A 15,670-nucleotide genomic window follows, 5' to 3' on the forward strand; every position below is an offset into this window, starting at 1 on the left:
GCACCCACGCCCACCCACCTGGCGGGACACGCGGGCCACCCCACCAGTCAACCAGCCCGGCCCGACCACGTGGCAGCGGCCGTACGGCCAGGTCAGGTCGGGTCAGGTCGCCATCGCGAGCCGGGTGCTCAGAAGCCGCCCTCGACCCGCAGCACGCTCGTCACCGACCGGACGATCTCCAGACCGCGCAGCTCGTCGACGGTGGCCGCGAGCGCCGCGTCCGGTGCCACGTGGGTCACGATCACCAGTACGGCGTCGCCGTTGCCGCCGCCCGCCGGGCCCTGCCGCACGGTGGCGAGGGAGACCTCGTGCCGGGCGAACACCCCGGCCACCGCCTCCAGTACGCCCGGACGGTCGGCCACGTCGAGGCTGATGTGGTAGCGGGTGAGCGCCTCCCCCATCGGCCGCACCGGCAGCGCCGCGTACGAGGACTCGCTTGCCGAACGGACCCCGGCGAGCCGGTTGCGCGACACCGCCACCACGTCGCCGAGCACCGCGCTGGCGGTCGGCGCGCCACCGGCGCCCCGTCCGTAGAACATCAGCTGACCGGCCGCGTCGGCCTCCACGAAGACCGCGTTGAACGCGTCACCGACGCTGGCCAGCGGGTGGGTCAGCGGGATCAGTGCCGGGTGCACCCGGACGTTCACCGACTCCTGGCCCTGCGCGTCGGTGCTCCGGGCCGCGATGCAGAGCAGCTTGATGGTGCAGCCCATCGCCTTGGCGCTGGCCACGTCGGCGGCGGTGACCTCGGTGATGCCCTCCCGGTGCACGTCTGCCGCGCCGACCCGGGTGTGGAAGGCCAGCGAGGCGAGGATGGCGGCCTTGGCCGCCGCGTCGAAGCCCTCCACGTCGGCGGTCGGGTCGGCCTCGGCGTACCCCAGCGCGGTCGCCTCCTCCAGCGCCTCGGCGAAGCCGGCGCCGGTGGTGTGCATGGCGGAGAGGATGAAGTTGGTGGTGCCGTTGACGATGCCGGTGACCTGGGTGATCCGGTCCCCGTGCAGCGACTCGCGCAGCGGGCGCAGCAGCGGGATCGCACCGGCCACGGACGCCTCGTAGTAGAGGTCGCCGCCGCCCTCGACCGCCGCGTCGTGCAGCGCACCGCCGTCCTCGGCGAGCAGGGCCTTGTTGGCGGTGACCACGCTCTTGCCGGCCCGCAGCGCCTCCACCAGCCAACTGCGCGCCGGCTCGATGCCGCCGACCACCTCGACCACCACGTCGACGTCGTCGCGCTTGATCAGACCGAGCGCGTCCGTGGTGAACAGCGCCGGGTCGACCGGCAGCTCACCTCGGTCACGACCGATCCGGCGTACGGCGATGCCGGCGATCTCCAGCGGGGCACCGATCCGGGCGGCGAGGTCAGCGGACTGCTCGTGCAGCAGCCGGACCACCTCGGCACCGACGGTGCCACAGCCGAGCAGGGCCAGGCGCACAGGTTGTTTCATCCCACATCCAAGGCGAGCAGGTCAGCTTCGGTCTCCCGCCGGACGATCAGCCGGGCCTGGCCGTCGCGTACCGCGACCACGGGGGGTCGGGGTACGTGGTTGTAATTGCTGGCCATGCTGCGGCAGTAGGCACCTGTGCCAGGCACCGCGACAAGATCTCCGGGCTGCACGTCCGCGGGCAGGAATTCATCCTTCACCACGATATCCCCGGACTCACAATGCTTTCCCACCACGCGGGCGAGCATCGGCTCGGCGGTGCTGGCCCGACTGGCCAGGGTGGCCGAGTATGAGGCGTCGTAGAGGGCGGTCCGGATGTTGTCGCTCATCCCGCCGTCGACGCTGACGTACGTCCGGATGCCATCCACGTCCTTGACCGTGCCCACCTCGTAGAGGGTGAACACGGCCGGGCCGACGATCGCCCGGCCCGGCTCGATCGACAGGTGCGGCACGGCCAACTGCTCCGCCGCGCACTCCGAGTCGACGATCTTGCGCAGCCGCTTGGCCAGGTCGTGCGGGGCGGCCGGGTCGTCCTGGCTGGTGTACGCGATGCCGAAGCCGCCACCGAGATCCAGCTCGGGCAGCTGCACCCCACGGGCGTCGCGGATCTGCGCCTGCAGGGCCAGCACCCGGCGGGCGGAGACCTCGAACCCGCTGGTGTCGAAGATCTGGGAACCGATGTGCGAGTGCAGCCCGCGCAGCTCCAGCACGCCCTCGTCGAGGATGCGCAGGGCGGCGGCGATCGCCGCCCCACCGGCCAGGGAGAAGCCGAACTTCTGGTCCTCGTGAGCGGTGGCGATGAACTCGTGGGTGTGTGCCTCGACACCGACGGTGACCCGGATCAACACCCTCGGGCGGACCGCCCGCTCCCGGGCCAGCGCGGTCAACCGGTCGATCTCGGCGAACGAGTCGACGATGATCCGGCCGACGCCCGCGTCCAGCGCCCGCCGCAGCTCCGCCTCGGACTTGTTGTTGCCGTGGAAACCGATCCGCTCCGGCGGCATCCCCGCGGCCAGCGCCACGGTCAGCTCACCGCCGCTGCACACGTCGAGGAACATGCCCTCCTCGGCGATCATCCGGACCACCGCGCGGCAGAGGAACGCCTTGCCGGCGTAGTAGACGTCCTCGGTGGGGAAGGCCGCCCGGAAGTCCCGGCAGCGCGAGCGCAGGTCGTCCTCGTCGAGCACGTAGACCGGGGTGCCGAACTCGGCCGCGATGTCGCGTACGCCCAGGCCCGCGACGACCAGGTCGCCGTCGGCGCCGCGCGTCGTGTTGCGTGGCCACAGTTGCGGCATCAGGGCGTTGACGTCGGCCGGGGTACGCAGCCAGGCCGGCCCCCGGTTGCCGATGTCGCCGTGCAGCGCACCGGCCTCATGAGCACGCATTAGAGAACTACATCCTCTCCGGGGCCGAGACGCCGAGCAGGCGCAGGCCGTTGGCGATGACCACCCGGGTGGCGTCGTTGAGCCAGAGCCGGGCCCGGTGCAGGTCGGTGACCTCCTCGTCACCGCGCGGCAGGATCCGGCAGTTGTCGTAGAACCGGTGGTACGCCCCGGCCAGGTCCTCCAGGTAGCGGGCCACCCGGTGCGGCTCGCGCAGCTCGGCGGCGGCGGCGACCACGGCGGGGAACTCGGCGAGCGCCTTGAGCAGCTCGTTCTCCTTGTCGTGGTCGAGCAGTTCGGGCCGGAACGTGTCGGCGTCGCCCCGGGTCAGCCCGACCTCGGCGGCGTTACGCCCGACGCTTGCCGTCCGCGCGGCCACGTACTGCACGTAGTAGACCGGGTTGTCGCGGGTGGCCCGGGTCCACAGCTCGATGTCGATGTCGATCGGCGAGTCGCTGGAGTAGCGGGCCAGCGCGTACCGGGAGGCGTCCACGCCGATCGCGTCGACCAGGTCCTCCAGCGTGATCACCGTGCCGGCGCGCTTGCTCATCCGCACCGGCGCGCCGTCGCGGACCAGGTTGACCAGCTGGCCGATGAGGATCTCCAGGTTCTGGGCCGGGTCGTCGCCGAAGCAGGCGGACATCGCCTTCATCCGGCCGATGTAGCCGTGGTGGTCCGCGCCGAGCATGATCACGACCCGGTCGAAGCCACGCTCGCGCTTGTCCAGGTAGTAGGCGCAGTCCGCGGCGAAGTACGTCCACTCGCCGTTGGACTTGCGCAACACCCGGTCCTTGTCGTCACCGAAGTCGGTGGTACGCAGCCAGGTGGCGCCGTCGGCCTCGAAGATGTGCCCCTGCTCCCGCAGCCGGTTCAGGGCGTGCTCCAGCTCACCCCGGTCGTGCAGGTCCTTCTCGTTGAAGTAGGTGTCGAACTCCACCCCGAAGTCCCGCAGCGAGGACTTGATCTCTTCGAACATCAGCTCGACGCCCTCGACCCGGAAGACCTCCTGGGCGGCGTCCTCGTCCAGCGACAGCGCCTCCGGCCGCCGGGCGGTGACCTCGTTGGCGATCTCGGCGATGTACGCCCCGCCGTAGCCGTCCTCCGGGGCGGGCTCCCCCTTGGCCGCGGCGAGCAGCGAGCGGGCGAACCTGTCGATCTGGGAGCCGGCGTCGTTGAAGTAGTACTCCGTGCCGACGTCCGCGCCGGCGGCGCGCAGCAGCCGGCTCAACGCGTCGCCGACCGCCGCCCACCGGACCCCGCCGATGTGCACCGGGCCGGTCGGGTTGGCCGAGACGAACTCAAGGTTGATCTTCAGGCCGGCGAGCACGTCACCCCGGCCGTACTCCTCACCCGCGGTCACGATCGTACGGGCCAGCTGGCCGGCGGCGGCGGCGTCGAGCCGGATGTTCAAAAAGCCTGGACCGGCGATCTCCACCGACTTGATCCCCGGCGTGCTGCCGAGCTTGGCGGCCAGGTCGCCGGCCAGCTCGCGCGGCGGTACGCCCACCTTCTTGCTCAGCTGCAGCGCCAGTGTCGAGGCGTAGTCGCCGTGCTCGGGATTGCGCGGTCGCTCGACCGTCGTCTGCTCCGGCAGCGCCGAGCGGTCCAGGCCTCGGTCGGCAAAGACGGCGTGAGCGGCGGCTAGGACAGCTTCGGCGAGTTCTGCGGGAGTCACCGAACCATGTTATCGGGGGTAGACTCGGCCTCCGCGGCGGCGACCCGGCATCGGGGGCTGGGCCGCCGGATCCCCTGACCGACCGACCTGACGAGGACCGATGAGCATCAGCACCCCGGGCGGCCCGCAGCGGCGCCCGACCGTGGTCAGCACCGGCAAGAAGCCGGCGGCGGGCCGGCCGGCCGCCGACACCAAGGCCGCTTCCACCAAGCCGGCGACACCCAAACGTGCTGGTGGGGGCGGTAAGGGACCACGCAAGCCAATCACCCCCGTCAAGGTCAGCCAGGGCCGCTCCTGGGGCCCGATCGCCCTCTTCGTCGCCGTCGGCGTGCTCGCCACGTCGATCATCGGATACGGCGCCTGGGCGGCCATCCGGGGTGCCCAGACCTGGGAGGAGAAGGCGGCGCAGATCGAGGGCATCGTCAACTTCCGCGAGACCGACCCGGAGGCCATCTCCAACTCGGAGCACCGGTCCGGCAAGCAGGAGTACGCGCAGAGCCCGCCGGTCGGCGGCCCGCACAACAACACCTGGCAGCGCTGCCTCGGTGACGTCTACGACGCGCCGATCGCCGCCGAGCACGCCCTGCACAGCATGGAGCACGGTGCGGTCTGGCTCACCTACCGCCCCGACCTGCCCGCCGCCGACGTGGAGAAGCTGGCCGACGTGGTCCGCGGCAACGACTTCATGCTGATGAGCCCGTACGAGGGCCTCGACAAGCCGGTCTCGGTCCAGGCGTGGGGCTACCAGCTCAAGGTCGACAACGCCGACGACCCGCGGATCAAGGAGTTCGCCACCACGCTGGCGCAGAACGCCACGGTCGAGCCGGGTGCCACCTGCTCCGCCGGCAACTACACCACCGGCACCGGCACGGAGCCGCGTGACCTCCAGCCGTCGATGGGCGGCTGACATGCCCAGCGCGGTGCAGGAGACGGCGGTCGAGGAGCGGGCCGCCTCGGCCGAGCCACGGCCGGGGTCCCCGATGCTGCGCTACCTGACCCTGGCCATGACGGCGTTGCTGCTGCTCGGCGTCGGCTGGACGGCCGCCACGCTCTACGCCGGGCGCACGCCGGGCGAGACGTCGGCCGAGGCCGGGTTCGCGCGGGACATGTCCCGCCACCACGCCCAGGCGGTGGAGATGGCCATGGTCGCGTACGCCAAGGGCCAGGATCCGGCGGTGCGGCAGATCGGGTACGACATCGCCCTGACCCAGCAGGCCCAGATCGGTCACATGCAGCGCTGGTTGCAGGAGTGGGATCTGCTGCCGACCGGCTCCCGGCCGGCCATGGAGTGGATGCCCGACGGGGTCACGGTGGACGCCGACGGCCTGATGCCCGGCATGGCCACCCGCGAGGAGATCGCCAGCCTGCACGAGGCCCAGGGCGCCGAGGTCGACCGCCTCTTCCTCGACCTGATGATCAAGCACCACATCGGCGGCGTGCACATGGCCGACGGGGTGCTCGACGCCACCGACCGCCCCGAGGTGGTCCGGATGGCCCAGTCGATGAAGCAGGGGCAGCAGAAGGAGATCAACGAGTTGCGGAAGCTCCAGCAGGGCGTCGGCTGACCCCTGTCACCCGCGCCCGACCGGTGCCGCCCCGCTCACATCGAGCGGGGCGGCACCGTTTTTCAGCTGATGGCAGCCCTGTCGGCACCGCCGCCGCAGAACACCCGGTATCGGGTCCTCCGTCATGGCTTGGTGGCATACGACCGATTTTCCCTCTAGGGGTTACTTAGAGAGAAGTGCACTCGTTGTCCAGGACGTGGGGGTTGCACTCAGAGACGCACGGCGTTCCGTCACCAGTTGGTGCCGGCGCCACACCATCGGCGGTGACGGGACGGTGGCAGCCGTCCGTCGCGGACAGCGGCAGGGTGAGCCGGGATCGCTCAGCCGCGAACAGGAGCTGGAACTCATCGACACCCTGCGGGGCGTCCACCCCGACGAGTTCGGCCTGGACGAGGAGCTGTGGACCCGACAGAGCCTCCAGGCCCTGATCCAGCAGCACTTCGGGCTGACCATGGAGAACGGCGCGGTCGGGGCGTACCTGCGGGCCTGGGGGTTGGGTCCCCGCGAACCCCGCGAGCGGGCCTGCGGCCTCTGCGTCGGCGCGGTCGAGCGCTGGGTGCGCAGCGAGTACCCGGCGATCACCCGGGCCGCCCAGGAACACCTCGCCGAGGTCTACTGGCTCGGCCGGGTCCGCCTCCGGGGCACCATGCCGGCCGCCGATGTGATCTCCGCCGTCTCGTCCCGGGGACGGGTCCGCTTCATGATCACCACACCGACGCTCGACCCGGCGCTGCCCCGGGACTTCGTCCTGCGGCTCAGCGGCGCCGAGCAACGGACCGTACACCTGATCGTGGACGGCTCCTGGGCGCGCAACGAATGGCCCCGCCGGCTGCCCCGGCGCATCGTGCCGCACCCGCTGCCGAGCTGCGGCCGCACCGCGGCCGCCTGACCCGAACCCCGGCCGGCCAGGGCGGCCCAACGGTCGGGTCGGTCTCGACACGCGTGGACAACCGACCGCAAGCCACGCCGCCGACGGTCGGGAGTACCGATTCGGCGATCCCAGGAGGAGTTTGCTAGTCTTCTCCAGTCGCTGAGCCCCCGTAGCTCAGGGGATAGAGCACCGCCCTCCGGAGGCGGGGGCGCAGGTTCGAATCCTGCCGGGGGCACCATCCATGACCAGCATGAAAAGGCCCTTGACCAGGGGAAACCCGGCCAAGGGCCTTACTCGTGTGTCCGGCTGTGTCCGGCCGTCACCGGCCCGTGACGGGCGTCTGCGCCATATACGTGCCCAAGTTTGGCGCGGGGTCAGCCGTGGCCTAGCGCCCGCTCGATGCGCTGCCGCAGCACCGCGTCACCGCCGTCAAGGCACTTGGCGTAGATCCTCAGCAACACCTCTACCGACTGCCCGGCCAACTCGGCTACCTGAGTCGGCGGCACCCCCTCGTTGAGCCACGTCGACACCGCCGCGTGCCGCAGGTCATACGGCGTGCGGGCCAACGGCGAAGCGTAGACCTCGGGCGTGAACACGGCGGCCCGTGCCCACCTCCACACGCGGTTGATCGTGCCCCTGGGCAACTCATCCTTGTTGCGCTCCCCCACGAACAGCCGGCCACCCGGACCGAACCCGAACATGTCGATGTGAGCGTTGATGATCGCGGTCAGTTCCGGCGGAGAGGGAACCGTTCGCGTCTCCCCTCTCGCTCGCTGCTTGAGTTGGCGACTGTCCCGGTTCTTCCCGCTGTCGGTCCACTCCCGACCCGCGTGCGGTTCCGCTCCGTCGAGAGTGAATTCCCCCCACCCTTCTCCTGGTAGATGAAGGTTCGGTTTGGCGAGGCGAACGGCTTCCTCGGGCCGCATTGCCGCGTAGTACAGGCAGGCGTAGAAGGCGACCATGCGCGGTCCGATACGCCCCTGCTCCCGGACCCCTTCCAGCAGGGTTCGCGCTTGCACCGGGTTGGCCACCACCCGGCGGTCAATAGTGGTGACTGTCTTCGGCGGCTTCCATTTCAACTGCGGCAGCGGGTTCGCCTCCAATAGTCGCTTCTCTACCGCGTATTCGATCGCAGTGTTGAATATCTTCCGGCGGCGACTGATGACACTCGGGGCGGCGGGCGCTCCGTCAAGACGTACGGTCAGTCCGTCCAGCACCGGCCGCAGAACCTCCGGGCGGCTCAAACTGGCAACATCGCGGGTGTTCCGCTTCACCCAATCAAGAACGGCCCGCACCTCTGCGGGTACGTTCTCCGCTTCACGGCGGGGAGCGTTGAACGCCCACCGGCCGAGCGCGTAACGCAACAGCTTTCCGTCCGGGCGGCCTTTCGTGCCGTTGAGCATGAGCACGGTAAGCGCCGTCAGCGCTTCGGCGTGAGTGCGGCGAGTCGTGGCGGCCACATGCGGCCACTTCATGTCTGCGAAGGAGCACGCGAGGTCGTACCAGGTACTGACAGTTGCGGACGGACGCATTGAAAGCGGGCGGCCCGTCTCGATGTCGAAAGCCTCACCCTTACGGGTCGCGGTAATCAGTCCCGATCGGAAGCTGTCCGCAAGAGCTTTCGTCTTGAACACCGCTTTGTGTTGCCGGTCGGCCACACGCCACCGAACCCGGTATGTCTTCCCCCTTGCCCCGTCGTACGTTTGCGTTGACCAAATCCGCACGTCATAGCTTGTGTTCAAGCAGCCTCCTCATAGAGCGAGTCAAGCCAGGTTTCGTAGTCGCGGCGCTCAATCCGGATTTCCCCGTTCGGCAGCTTTCGGGACGGCGGCCCCTTCCGCTTTGCCCGCCAGTCGTAGAAGGTCGACCGGGTAATTCCGAGGTCGTCACAGATGTCAGCGATGGTGAGGTGACGGGCGGAACGGGGTGCCCCCTTCTTGGGCCGAGATGGCGCGGTCATTGGCGGGCGTCCTTCCTCGGGGTGGCGTCGAGGTAGATGCGCTGGCACATCGGGGATCGGCGGTCGGGGTAGGGCCGGGAGACGTGGCGGATGTGCAGCACTTGGGCGATGGCGGCCAGTGCTGCGGCTGTTTCAGCGGGTGTGCCGTGCAGCCTGATTCGCACGCTGAGGGCCTTTCGGTCGGTGCGGGTCACTTGTGGAGGTACGGGGAGGCATCGCCGCAGAAGGGCGCAGGGCGGCCCGCCGAGAGGGCCGTAGACGCAAGATCCGGGCATGGTTGGTGTTAGGCATAGGGCCGATGCGTCTGTGTGGCTCTCAGCGGGCCGCCCTGCGCGGTCGGGCGGCGGCCCGTCGTTGCTGGTGCGGGGAGGGCTGAACCATCTCCGCATCTCCGCATCTCCGCAAACATGGCCGCGAGCTGGGCAAATGCTTGCGGAGATGCGGAGTGCCATCGAGGGGTCATCTCCGCAACCAGGGGTCATCTCCGCAAGATCGTGCGGAGATGCGGAGATCGACCGGTCCTGATGTTCTGATCTCCGCAGACTGTTTCCGCTGGTGGTGGCGGGTTGGTGCGGCGTTGCGGAGATGCGGAGATGGTTCAGCGGGTTTCAGCCCTGGTGCCGGTCGACCCAGAACACGGCCCGGTCGCCTCGGTCGTTGCGTCCGGCCCGGACCACGTGTTCACCGCGCCACCGTCCGGCCTGACCGGTGAGCAGTCGACCGAGTTGGAGCGGGTTGGGTAGGCGGCCGTTGTGGGTGGTGATGAACTGGCCGTCCCACGGGTCGTGAACGTCGCTACCGAGGTGCATGGGTTCGGCGTCGCGGCGCAGATCGGCGGCGGTCATGGGTCGATCGCCGTGCCGGTCGTGCCAGGTGGCGAGGAATGCCCGCCACCGTGTTTCGTCTTCGTCAATCTCGCGCACGTCGGCGGCGTTGGCCAGGAACCCGTCGATGTCGTGGTGGGCGAGGAAGCCGCCGAGTGCTTGCGCCCACGGCGTGAACTGCCGCATCGACAACCCGGACACACGGGGTGCTCCCTGCCGCGTCCAGTCGAGCACCAGCACCAGGAGATGCCACAGGACCGTGAGTTGGTTCGCGGGAACCGTGATCCATTGGTCAAGGTGAGGGATACCGAACCCCGACTGGTCGCGCAGTTCGGGGCGGGGCATGTTCGGGTCCAAGTGGACCCGCACCGTGCGGGAGGCCATGTCTCCGCCAACTTGCAGGTTGTTGCCGGTGGCCATCCATAGCCGGTCGTTGACGGTGGCGATGTTGCGGGACGCGCCCAACTGCCGGTCCGACCACACGCCGGTGGTGACGAGCTGCGCGAGCACCGCCGAGTCAATCACGGTGCCTTCCGCCAGGTTGTCCCAGATGACCACGCCCACCTGCTCAGCGAGCACGGCGGTGATGGACTTGCGTAGTTCCTCATCCGAGTACGCCCAGGGCATGACGCGCTGCCCGTAGAGCATTCCCGGCCCGGCGGTCAGGATCGTCTTACCGCTCGATGGCATGGTGGCGTCGATGAGGGCGAACGGGGTCAGGGAGCGGGTGAAGTGCCGCAGGATCGGCGTGGCCAGCAACGCCACGTAGTTGGCCCGGTCGGCGGCGCTGGCCCAGGGGAAGTCGCGCAGGAACCGGCCGAGTAGGAACGTGCGCGCGTCGGACACCTGCTCGGGGGTGGGTGCGTCGGGGACGGGTGGTAGCGCCACCTTGGAGGCGAGATAGAGGCCGGTGGTGGGGTCGTAGCCGGGGGTCTGCAACAGAGTGCCGTCACGGCGCAACACGGGAGCGCCGATGATCCCCCGCAGCGGTGGCACCCCCGGCCACGTCTTCCCGGCCAGCACGGACGACAGGGCGTCACGGGGTGGGGTGACTTCTTCCTCGAACACCTCCGGGTCGCCGCCGTCACCCTTGCGTGTGCGCAGCCGGTAGACGTAGGCGTGTTCGGCGAGCAGCCCGGCCAGCCCGGCGGGGGTGACCGTGCTCGCGCTGACGGGTAGCGGTGAGTCCTCGTCGGCGGCCGGGGCGAGGCCGCCCGAGACGGCTTCCATGTGCACCAGTTGCCCGGCGGATACGTAGGTGTCCGGCAGCAAGCCGTCGACCAACGCGGCTTTGAGTGTGCGGATCGTTTCCGGACCGGTGCCGACCTGCAACCGGGTGCCGCTCATGCCGCCCTCCCGAGGTCGGTCAGCCGACGCGGGCGGCGGGCACCGACGCGCAGCCCGGACGCGATGGTCCGCGCGATCTCCCGATCGGTCAGGGGCCGCCGTCCGGGCAGCGCCCGCGCGGCCGGTTCCAGCACCGCGTACACGTCGGCGTCGGTCAGGGCACCCCCGGCCACCAGTTGACCGAGCGCCACCGCCGAGGTGAACAGGGCATGGTTACGGGCACCCTCGGCGGCGGCGGTGAGGTGGTCGACCTGGCGGCGGATCGCGGCGGCCACGTACCGGCCGTGCCGGTCCGGTGGAAGCGTGACCGCCGCCGGGCGGGCCGCCGGGCGGGCCGGTGCTGCGGTCAGGTCGGCGATCCAGCCCGGCAGCGGTGCGGGGTCGCAGTCCAACGCCACCTGGTAGGGGCGGCCCGTCACGGTCGATCCGGCGGCCACGACGTAGCCGCCGTGAGCGCGGGTGTCGACCTTCCACCCCAACCCGCGCCCCCGGTCGCTGGTCGTGTTGCGCAGCAACGGCCCGCCGGTTGGGTGCCGGTAGTACAGGTGGGTACCACCGCTGGGCGTCAGCACCGTGTAGGTGTGATCGACACCCGGCGGCGTGGTGTCGTCCGCACCGAACCCGGTAACCCGCGTGGTCGGGGTGCCGTGCCGCCCGGCGAGGATGGCGAACACGTCACGCCCGTCGCACACCCTGGCCCATTCCGGCGGGGGCGTGTCGTCGGGGTGCTTGGGCACGTCGAGGTCGACCACGACCAGCCCGGACGGCCCGCACGCGATCCCCACCCCGTAGGGGCGGGTCGACCAGGCCCGCCGGATACGGTCCGGGTCGGTGGTGGCCCGTTCCTCCCACCCGACATGCCGCCCGGCGGCCCGGCAACGCGCGTCACTGAGGTCGCACCGCTCGGCGGTGCACCGGTTCGGGAACGCGGGCCGTTTCGCCGCGTCCGGGTCGGTGGCGTCGGGTCGGTCGGGGCGTAGCGGGAAGACGTGCCAGCCACGCGCCGCGTAGGCAAGAGCGCAGGTCAGCAGATCGGCAGAGGGCACGATGAACCTCTCCTTTCATTGCAGGCGATGTCGGCGGCGGCGCACCGGCGGCCGGGCCGCGCGGACACCGGCCACCAGGTAGTGAGCGCGCGAAGCGCGCCGATATCGGTTCTCAGGCGGCCACCGGCCGCGCGTCGGGGCGCGAGGGCCGGGCCGCGCGGGGCGGGCGGTACTCCTGAACGCAGGCGGCGCAGTCCCGGCGTTGCAGGTAGACCGCCCGGCCGCTGCGGGTGTTGGTGCCGTCGATGCGGCGTCGGCAGACATGCGGGTACGGCTCATCGCCGGTCACCGGCCGCCCCAACGCGGCGCTGGCCACCAGCCACCGGGCGGCCATCGGGTCACCACCTCGGCCGGGATCGACCCGCGATGGCGGCGCGGGTGACCGCCTGCCGCAGGTCACCGAGCAGCCCGACCAACTGACGGCGGGCGGCCACCTCGGTAGGGGCGAGCGCCACGCGAACGCGGATCTCGGCGTGGTCACGTCCGGCGGCGGTCCGCACCCGGACGAGGACGGCACGGGCGCGGCCCGCGAGGTCGACCACGATTTCGTCGGAGCGGTGCTCGCCGAGTCCGCATCGGTGGTCCCGGCCGCACCAGCCGGTGTGACCGGCGGCGCGGCGGCTCATCGGTGCGCCTCAGCGCGTAGCCGATGGAAGACGTTGTAGACGCGCCGTCCGGTGCGCAACCTCATGCCCCGGTCGCAGCGGCGGCACGCACGCGGCCGACGCAGGAAACGGGTAGTGGTTTGACCGGTGCCCGCGCAGCGTCGGCAGGTGGTGAACGGGCTGACCCAGCACAGGATGCCGTAACCGAGCGTGACCAGTGCAGGGATGCTGGTGAGGGTGATAGCGGCGATGGTCAGGGGGTCCACGGCAGCCTCCAGGGCCGGTTTTTGGGCGTGAGCGGCTGTGAGCTGCTATCCGCTAGAGGGCAGCTCATGATTCGGTTTGGGTGCTAGCGGGGGTGCTAGCGCTAGCAGCACGGGCCGCTAGCGCTAGCACCCTGGCGGCGGTCAGCCGGCGGACCGCTTGCGGTCACGCTCCGCAATCGCCGCGAGTAGGTCGGTGTGTTTGATGCCGCGCCGGGTGACCGACTTGCCGTCGATGCGGCGGCCCACGTCGCCGACCTTCACGGCCGGGTGGGGTTTGAGTGCGGTGGTGAGTTGTGCGGCTTCCCATCCGCCGTAGACGTCGGGTCGCAGTTCGGCGAGCAGACCGCACAGCGTCTCGTTCCACGCCGACTTCTCGTCGCCCGGCCACACGCGGGCGAGGTCGCCGAGCACGTCGGCCACCGGGGCGATGTCGCGGGTCTGCTCGTCCGGCTTGGGCAGCGTCCCGGCGCTCTGCCGCAGCGCCACGGCGCGGGTGACGATGCGGGCGGCGGCGGTGGTGTCGACGTAGAACGACCGGACCGCCGACGCTTTCGTGCCGAAGCCGCGCAGGATGCCCCATCCGGCTTCGATGACCGGTTGGAACACGGTGGCCCGGTACCCGTTCTTGTACGCCGACGTCCCGAGGATCATGTCGTTGGCCGTCTGGTCAGCGACGGACAGGCAGAAGCGGGAGTTGACGTTGCGGGTGATGCCGGTCGGCAGGCTGTCCTTGTCGGGGATCTGCGTACCGATCAGGATGATCACCCCAAGGGCGCGGCCGAGCTTGATGACCTTTTCTAGGAGTTCTCCGGCGTCTTTGCCGTACTTGCTGGTCATCAGCTCTTGCAACTCATCGAACCACGCCACCAACGGATGCAGGCCGGACTCTTTGAGCGATGCCAGTTCGGGGGTGACCTTGTTCTCCGGTGCCTTCCCGAGCCTCGCGTAGTGCTCGATGCGCTTGGAGCGGCGGCGGCACTCCTCGTACAGCCACTCGATGAAGGCGAAGCAGCGGGCGAGGGTGTCGTCGTCGAAGCCGTTGCCGTACTCGGCCATGACCGGTTCCAACACGGCGAAGTCCCCGACGCCCTTCAACTCGTAGCCTCGGATCTCGGTGCGGGGGTCGAGGGCGGCGGCCAGGATCAGGTCCCGCAACGCGAACGTCTTCCCGGACCCAGGTTGGCCACCGAACAGGAAGTTGCGGAACATCAGATCCACCGCCACCGTGTCGAGGCGGGGCGTGGTGGCGAACGGGAACGGCTTGAACACATCCACCTTCGCGCCGCTGGCCAGGAGCGGCCAGGCGGGTTGCTTCATCTGCGACGCCGGTTCGTACCCGACCCACAAGGCGAGGCGGCCGGTGTGACCGGGGGCGGGTTCGGGCCAGACCTGATCCAGCGGCAACCGCATCGCCGATGCCAGCTTGCCGCGTCGGGCGACCACCTCGGCGGCTTCCACCCCGTACGGGAGGTCGACCACGGCGAGGTGACCGGGGCCGTCGCGGTGGATGTCGACCGGGAAGCTGATGGCCTTCGGGTCTTTCGCCACCGCGCTGTTGATGGCGGGCATTTGCAGCGACGTGAGCGCGCGGCGCACCAGGTCGGCGGTCAGCTTGCGGTAGCGGGTGCCCTCGGTCACCCGGTCCGTGATCGGCCGGTCCGCCGGGCGACCACGGGTCGCCAGCCACGGCACCACCACACCACCGACCACCGCCGACCACCACGACGGCCCGGCCGCGAGCACGATCACGCCGGTACCGGTCCCCGCGGTTCCGGCCGCGAGCACCCACCACCGCCACACCGACTGACGCTGACGGCGGGCGTCCAGCTTCAACCAGGTATCGGCGTCACCCCGCGACGCGGCGGCCTGCCGCAGGTGCCAGTTCCCTTCCTCAGCGCTCGCCCAACGTACGGCGTGGCCGATGCTGCGGACCGCACCGATCGGAGCCCACGCCAGGGCTTTCACCGCGTACTTCGGCAACCGCACACCGTGATACGCGACCACATACCCGGCGTCCTTGCTCTGATGCTTCACAGCGGCGCGCAGGGCACGCCCCGAGCGCGCCCACTCGGCCAGGATCGGCCGACGCTCACGCTGCCGGGCCACCACCTCGGCGGGGATGTCGTCGGCCATGTCCACCGGCCCGCCGACCCGCTCCGGTCCCGCGTCAACCGTCTCCGCATCCTCGGCGTCGTCCGGGTCGTCGGTGTCGGGGTCGGCCGGTGGGCGCGGGCGGGGAGCACGACGGGCGCGGGCGTCGTCCAGGTCGACCACCTCGGCATCCGGCCCGGCGGTCAGGTCCGCCTCGGCGGCGTGCCAGTCGAAACGGTCATCATCAGGGGCAGTCATGATGGGGTTCCTCCAACAGGTCAGGGGATCAGTTGGGGCTGGCGGCACGGCCCGTGGTTTGCGAGGCCGGTGGGCCGTGCCGCCGGGTGGGGTCAGCGCCGCTTGCGGCGGCCGATCGCGACCGCGCCGTTGCCGATCGCGGACTGGCCGTTCACCTGCACCGCGCCGGTCTGCACGCTGCTGGTGCTGGTCGTGGTGGGGTCGAAGTTGTAGTGGCCGGCGGTGCAGATGGCCAGGGTTCCGGTGTCGTCGATGGAGACGCTGCGGAAGCCCTTGCCGCACTGGTCGCAGGACGAGATCGCCACAGGTGGTGTCCTTCCGGTTGGTGCCGTCAGCGGGTC

At 70.4% G+C, this 15,670-nt stretch carries 15 protein-coding genes and 1 tRNA gene; 4 read left to right on the forward strand and 12 right to left on the reverse strand.

The features are described from left to right. Positions 1 to 128: 128 nt before the first annotated feature. Genes JMF97_RS15120 through argS form a run of 3 tightly spaced genes read right to left on the reverse strand, consistent with a single transcriptional unit; the run spans position 129 to position 4,496 of the window. Positions 129 to 1,430, reverse strand: coding sequence for a homoserine dehydrogenase (locus JMF97_RS15120; RefSeq protein WP_203222429.1), 1,302 nt, complete (start codon positions 1,428 to 1,430; stop codon positions 129 to 131). 8 nt (positions 1,431 to 1,438) lie between these two features. Continuing rightward, complete coding sequence (gene lysA, locus JMF97_RS15125) at positions 1,439 to 2,824, reverse strand: diaminopimelate decarboxylase (protein ID WP_203222164.1); 1,386 nt, start codon at positions 2,822 to 2,824, stop codon at positions 1,439 to 1,441. A gap of 7 nt (positions 2,825 to 2,831) precedes the next feature. Further along, on the reverse strand, positions 2,832 to 4,496 hold the full coding sequence (gene argS, locus JMF97_RS15130) for an arginine--tRNA ligase (RefSeq protein ID WP_203222165.1): 1,665 nt from the start codon (positions 4,494 to 4,496) through the stop codon (positions 2,832 to 2,834). 100 nt (positions 4,497 to 4,596) lie between these two features. On the opposite strand from argS, the gene JMF97_RS15135 reads away from it, so the two are divergent. The 4 genes from JMF97_RS15135 to JMF97_RS15150 all read left to right on the forward strand — a co-directional run bounded on the left by JMF97_RS15135 (position 4,597) and on the right by JMF97_RS15150 (position 7,170). Continuing rightward, on the forward strand, positions 4,597 to 5,403 hold the full coding sequence (locus JMF97_RS15135) for a thioredoxin-like domain-containing protein (protein ID WP_203222166.1): 807 nt from the start codon (positions 4,597 to 4,599) through the stop codon (positions 5,401 to 5,403). A 1-nt stretch (position 5,404) separates the two neighbouring features. Then, positions 5,405 to 6,061 carry a DUF305 domain-containing protein gene (locus JMF97_RS15140; protein WP_203222167.1) on the forward strand — a complete coding sequence of 219 codons (657 nt, stop codon included), beginning with the start codon at positions 5,405 to 5,407 and terminating at the stop codon, positions 6,059 to 6,061. A 196-nt stretch (positions 6,062 to 6,257) separates the two neighbouring features. Further along, positions 6,258 to 6,950: a winged helix-turn-helix domain-containing protein gene (locus tag JMF97_RS15145; protein ID WP_043721798.1), complete on the forward strand. Its 693-nt coding sequence runs from the start codon at positions 6,258 to 6,260 to the stop codon at positions 6,948 to 6,950. A gap of 145 nt (positions 6,951 to 7,095) precedes the next feature. Beyond that, positions 7,096 to 7,170, forward strand: a tRNA-Arg gene (locus JMF97_RS15150). A gap of 136 nt (positions 7,171 to 7,306) precedes the next feature. Here the strand turns inward: JMF97_RS15150 and JMF97_RS15155 are convergent. From JMF97_RS15155 to JMF97_RS15195, 9 genes are all read right to left on the reverse strand, one after another. Next, a complete protein-coding gene (locus JMF97_RS15155; RefSeq protein WP_307816920.1) occupies positions 7,307 to 8,566 on the reverse strand; it encodes a tyrosine-type recombinase/integrase in 1,260 nt (419 codons plus the stop codon). A gap of 104 nt (positions 8,567 to 8,670) precedes the next feature. After that, the gene (locus JMF97_RS15160; protein ID WP_203222169.1) at positions 8,671 to 8,892 is read right to left on the reverse strand and encodes a helix-turn-helix transcriptional regulator; all 222 of its coding nucleotides are present in this window, start codon (positions 8,890 to 8,892) and stop codon (positions 8,671 to 8,673) included. Then, the gene (locus JMF97_RS15165) at positions 8,889 to 9,056 is read right to left on the reverse strand and encodes a hypothetical protein (protein WP_203222170.1); all 168 of its coding nucleotides are present in this window, start codon (positions 9,054 to 9,056) and stop codon (positions 8,889 to 8,891) included. Before JMF97_RS15165 ends, JMF97_RS15160 begins: the two co-directional genes overlap by 4 nt. A 444-nt stretch (positions 9,057 to 9,500) precedes the next feature. After that, positions 9,501 to 11,063 carry a hypothetical protein gene (locus tag JMF97_RS15170; protein ID WP_203222171.1) on the reverse strand — a complete coding sequence of 521 codons (1,563 nt, stop codon included), beginning with the start codon at positions 11,061 to 11,063 and terminating at the stop codon, positions 9,501 to 9,503. Further along, the gene (locus JMF97_RS15175) at positions 11,060 to 12,109 is read right to left on the reverse strand and encodes a bifunctional DNA primase/polymerase (RefSeq protein WP_203222172.1); all 1,050 of its coding nucleotides are present in this window, start codon (positions 12,107 to 12,109) and stop codon (positions 11,060 to 11,062) included. The genes JMF97_RS15170 and JMF97_RS15175 overlap by 4 nt, the downstream gene beginning before the upstream one ends. Positions 12,110 to 12,221: 112 nt before the next feature. Beyond that, positions 12,222 to 12,443 carry a hypothetical protein gene (locus JMF97_RS15180; protein WP_203222173.1) on the reverse strand — a complete coding sequence of 74 codons (222 nt, stop codon included), beginning with the start codon at positions 12,441 to 12,443 and terminating at the stop codon, positions 12,222 to 12,224. 4 nt (positions 12,444 to 12,447) lie between these two features. Further along, on the reverse strand, positions 12,448 to 12,735 hold the full coding sequence (locus JMF97_RS15185) for a hypothetical protein (protein WP_203222174.1): 288 nt from the start codon (positions 12,733 to 12,735) through the stop codon (positions 12,448 to 12,450). 386 nt (positions 12,736 to 13,121) lie between these two features. After that, a complete protein-coding gene (locus JMF97_RS15190) occupies positions 13,122 to 15,329 on the reverse strand; it encodes a P-loop NTPase family protein (protein WP_203222175.1) in 2,208 nt (735 codons plus the stop codon). Between the two features lie 92 nt (positions 15,330 to 15,421). After that, positions 15,422 to 15,634, reverse strand: a complete 213-nt coding sequence (locus tag JMF97_RS15195; RefSeq protein ID WP_203222176.1) for a hypothetical protein — start codon at positions 15,632 to 15,634, stop codon at positions 15,422 to 15,424. Between the last annotated feature and the right edge of the window lie 36 nt (positions 15,635 to 15,670).

The organism is Micromonospora fiedleri (assembly GCF_016774385.1).
Classification (GTDB): domain Bacteria; phylum Actinomycetota; class Actinomycetes; order Mycobacteriales; family Micromonosporaceae; genus Micromonospora; species Micromonospora gifhornensis.

Coding starts and splice junctions, on each gene's coding strand:
- lysA (WP_203222164.1), bottom strand. CDS start 2,824: ATGCGTGCTCATGAGGCCGGTGCGCTGCACGGCGACATCGGCAACCGG.
- JMF97_RS15135 (WP_203222166.1), top strand. CDS start 4,597: ATGAGCATCAGCACCCCGGGCGGCCCGCAGCGGCGCCCGACCGTGGTC.
- JMF97_RS15140 (WP_203222167.1), top strand. CDS start 5,405: ATGCCCAGCGCGGTGCAGGAGACGGCGGTCGAGGAGCGGGCCGCCTCG.
- JMF97_RS15160 (WP_203222169.1), bottom strand. CDS start 8,892: ATGACCGCGCCATCTCGGCCCAAGAAGGGGGCACCCCGTTCCGCCCGT.
- JMF97_RS15170 (WP_203222171.1), bottom strand. CDS start 11,063: ATGAGCGGCACCCGGTTGCAGGTCGGCACCGGTCCGGAAACGATCCGC.
- JMF97_RS15180 (WP_203222173.1), bottom strand. CDS start 12,443: ATGGCCGCCCGGTGGCTGGTGGCCAGCGCCGCGTTGGGGCGGCCGGTG.
- JMF97_RS15185 (WP_203222174.1), bottom strand. CDS start 12,735: ATGAGCCGCCGCGCCGCCGGTCACACCGGCTGGTGCGGCCGGGACCAC.
- JMF97_RS15190 (WP_203222175.1), bottom strand. CDS start 15,329: ATGACTGCCCCTGATGATGACCGTTTCGACTGGCACGCCGCCGAGGCG.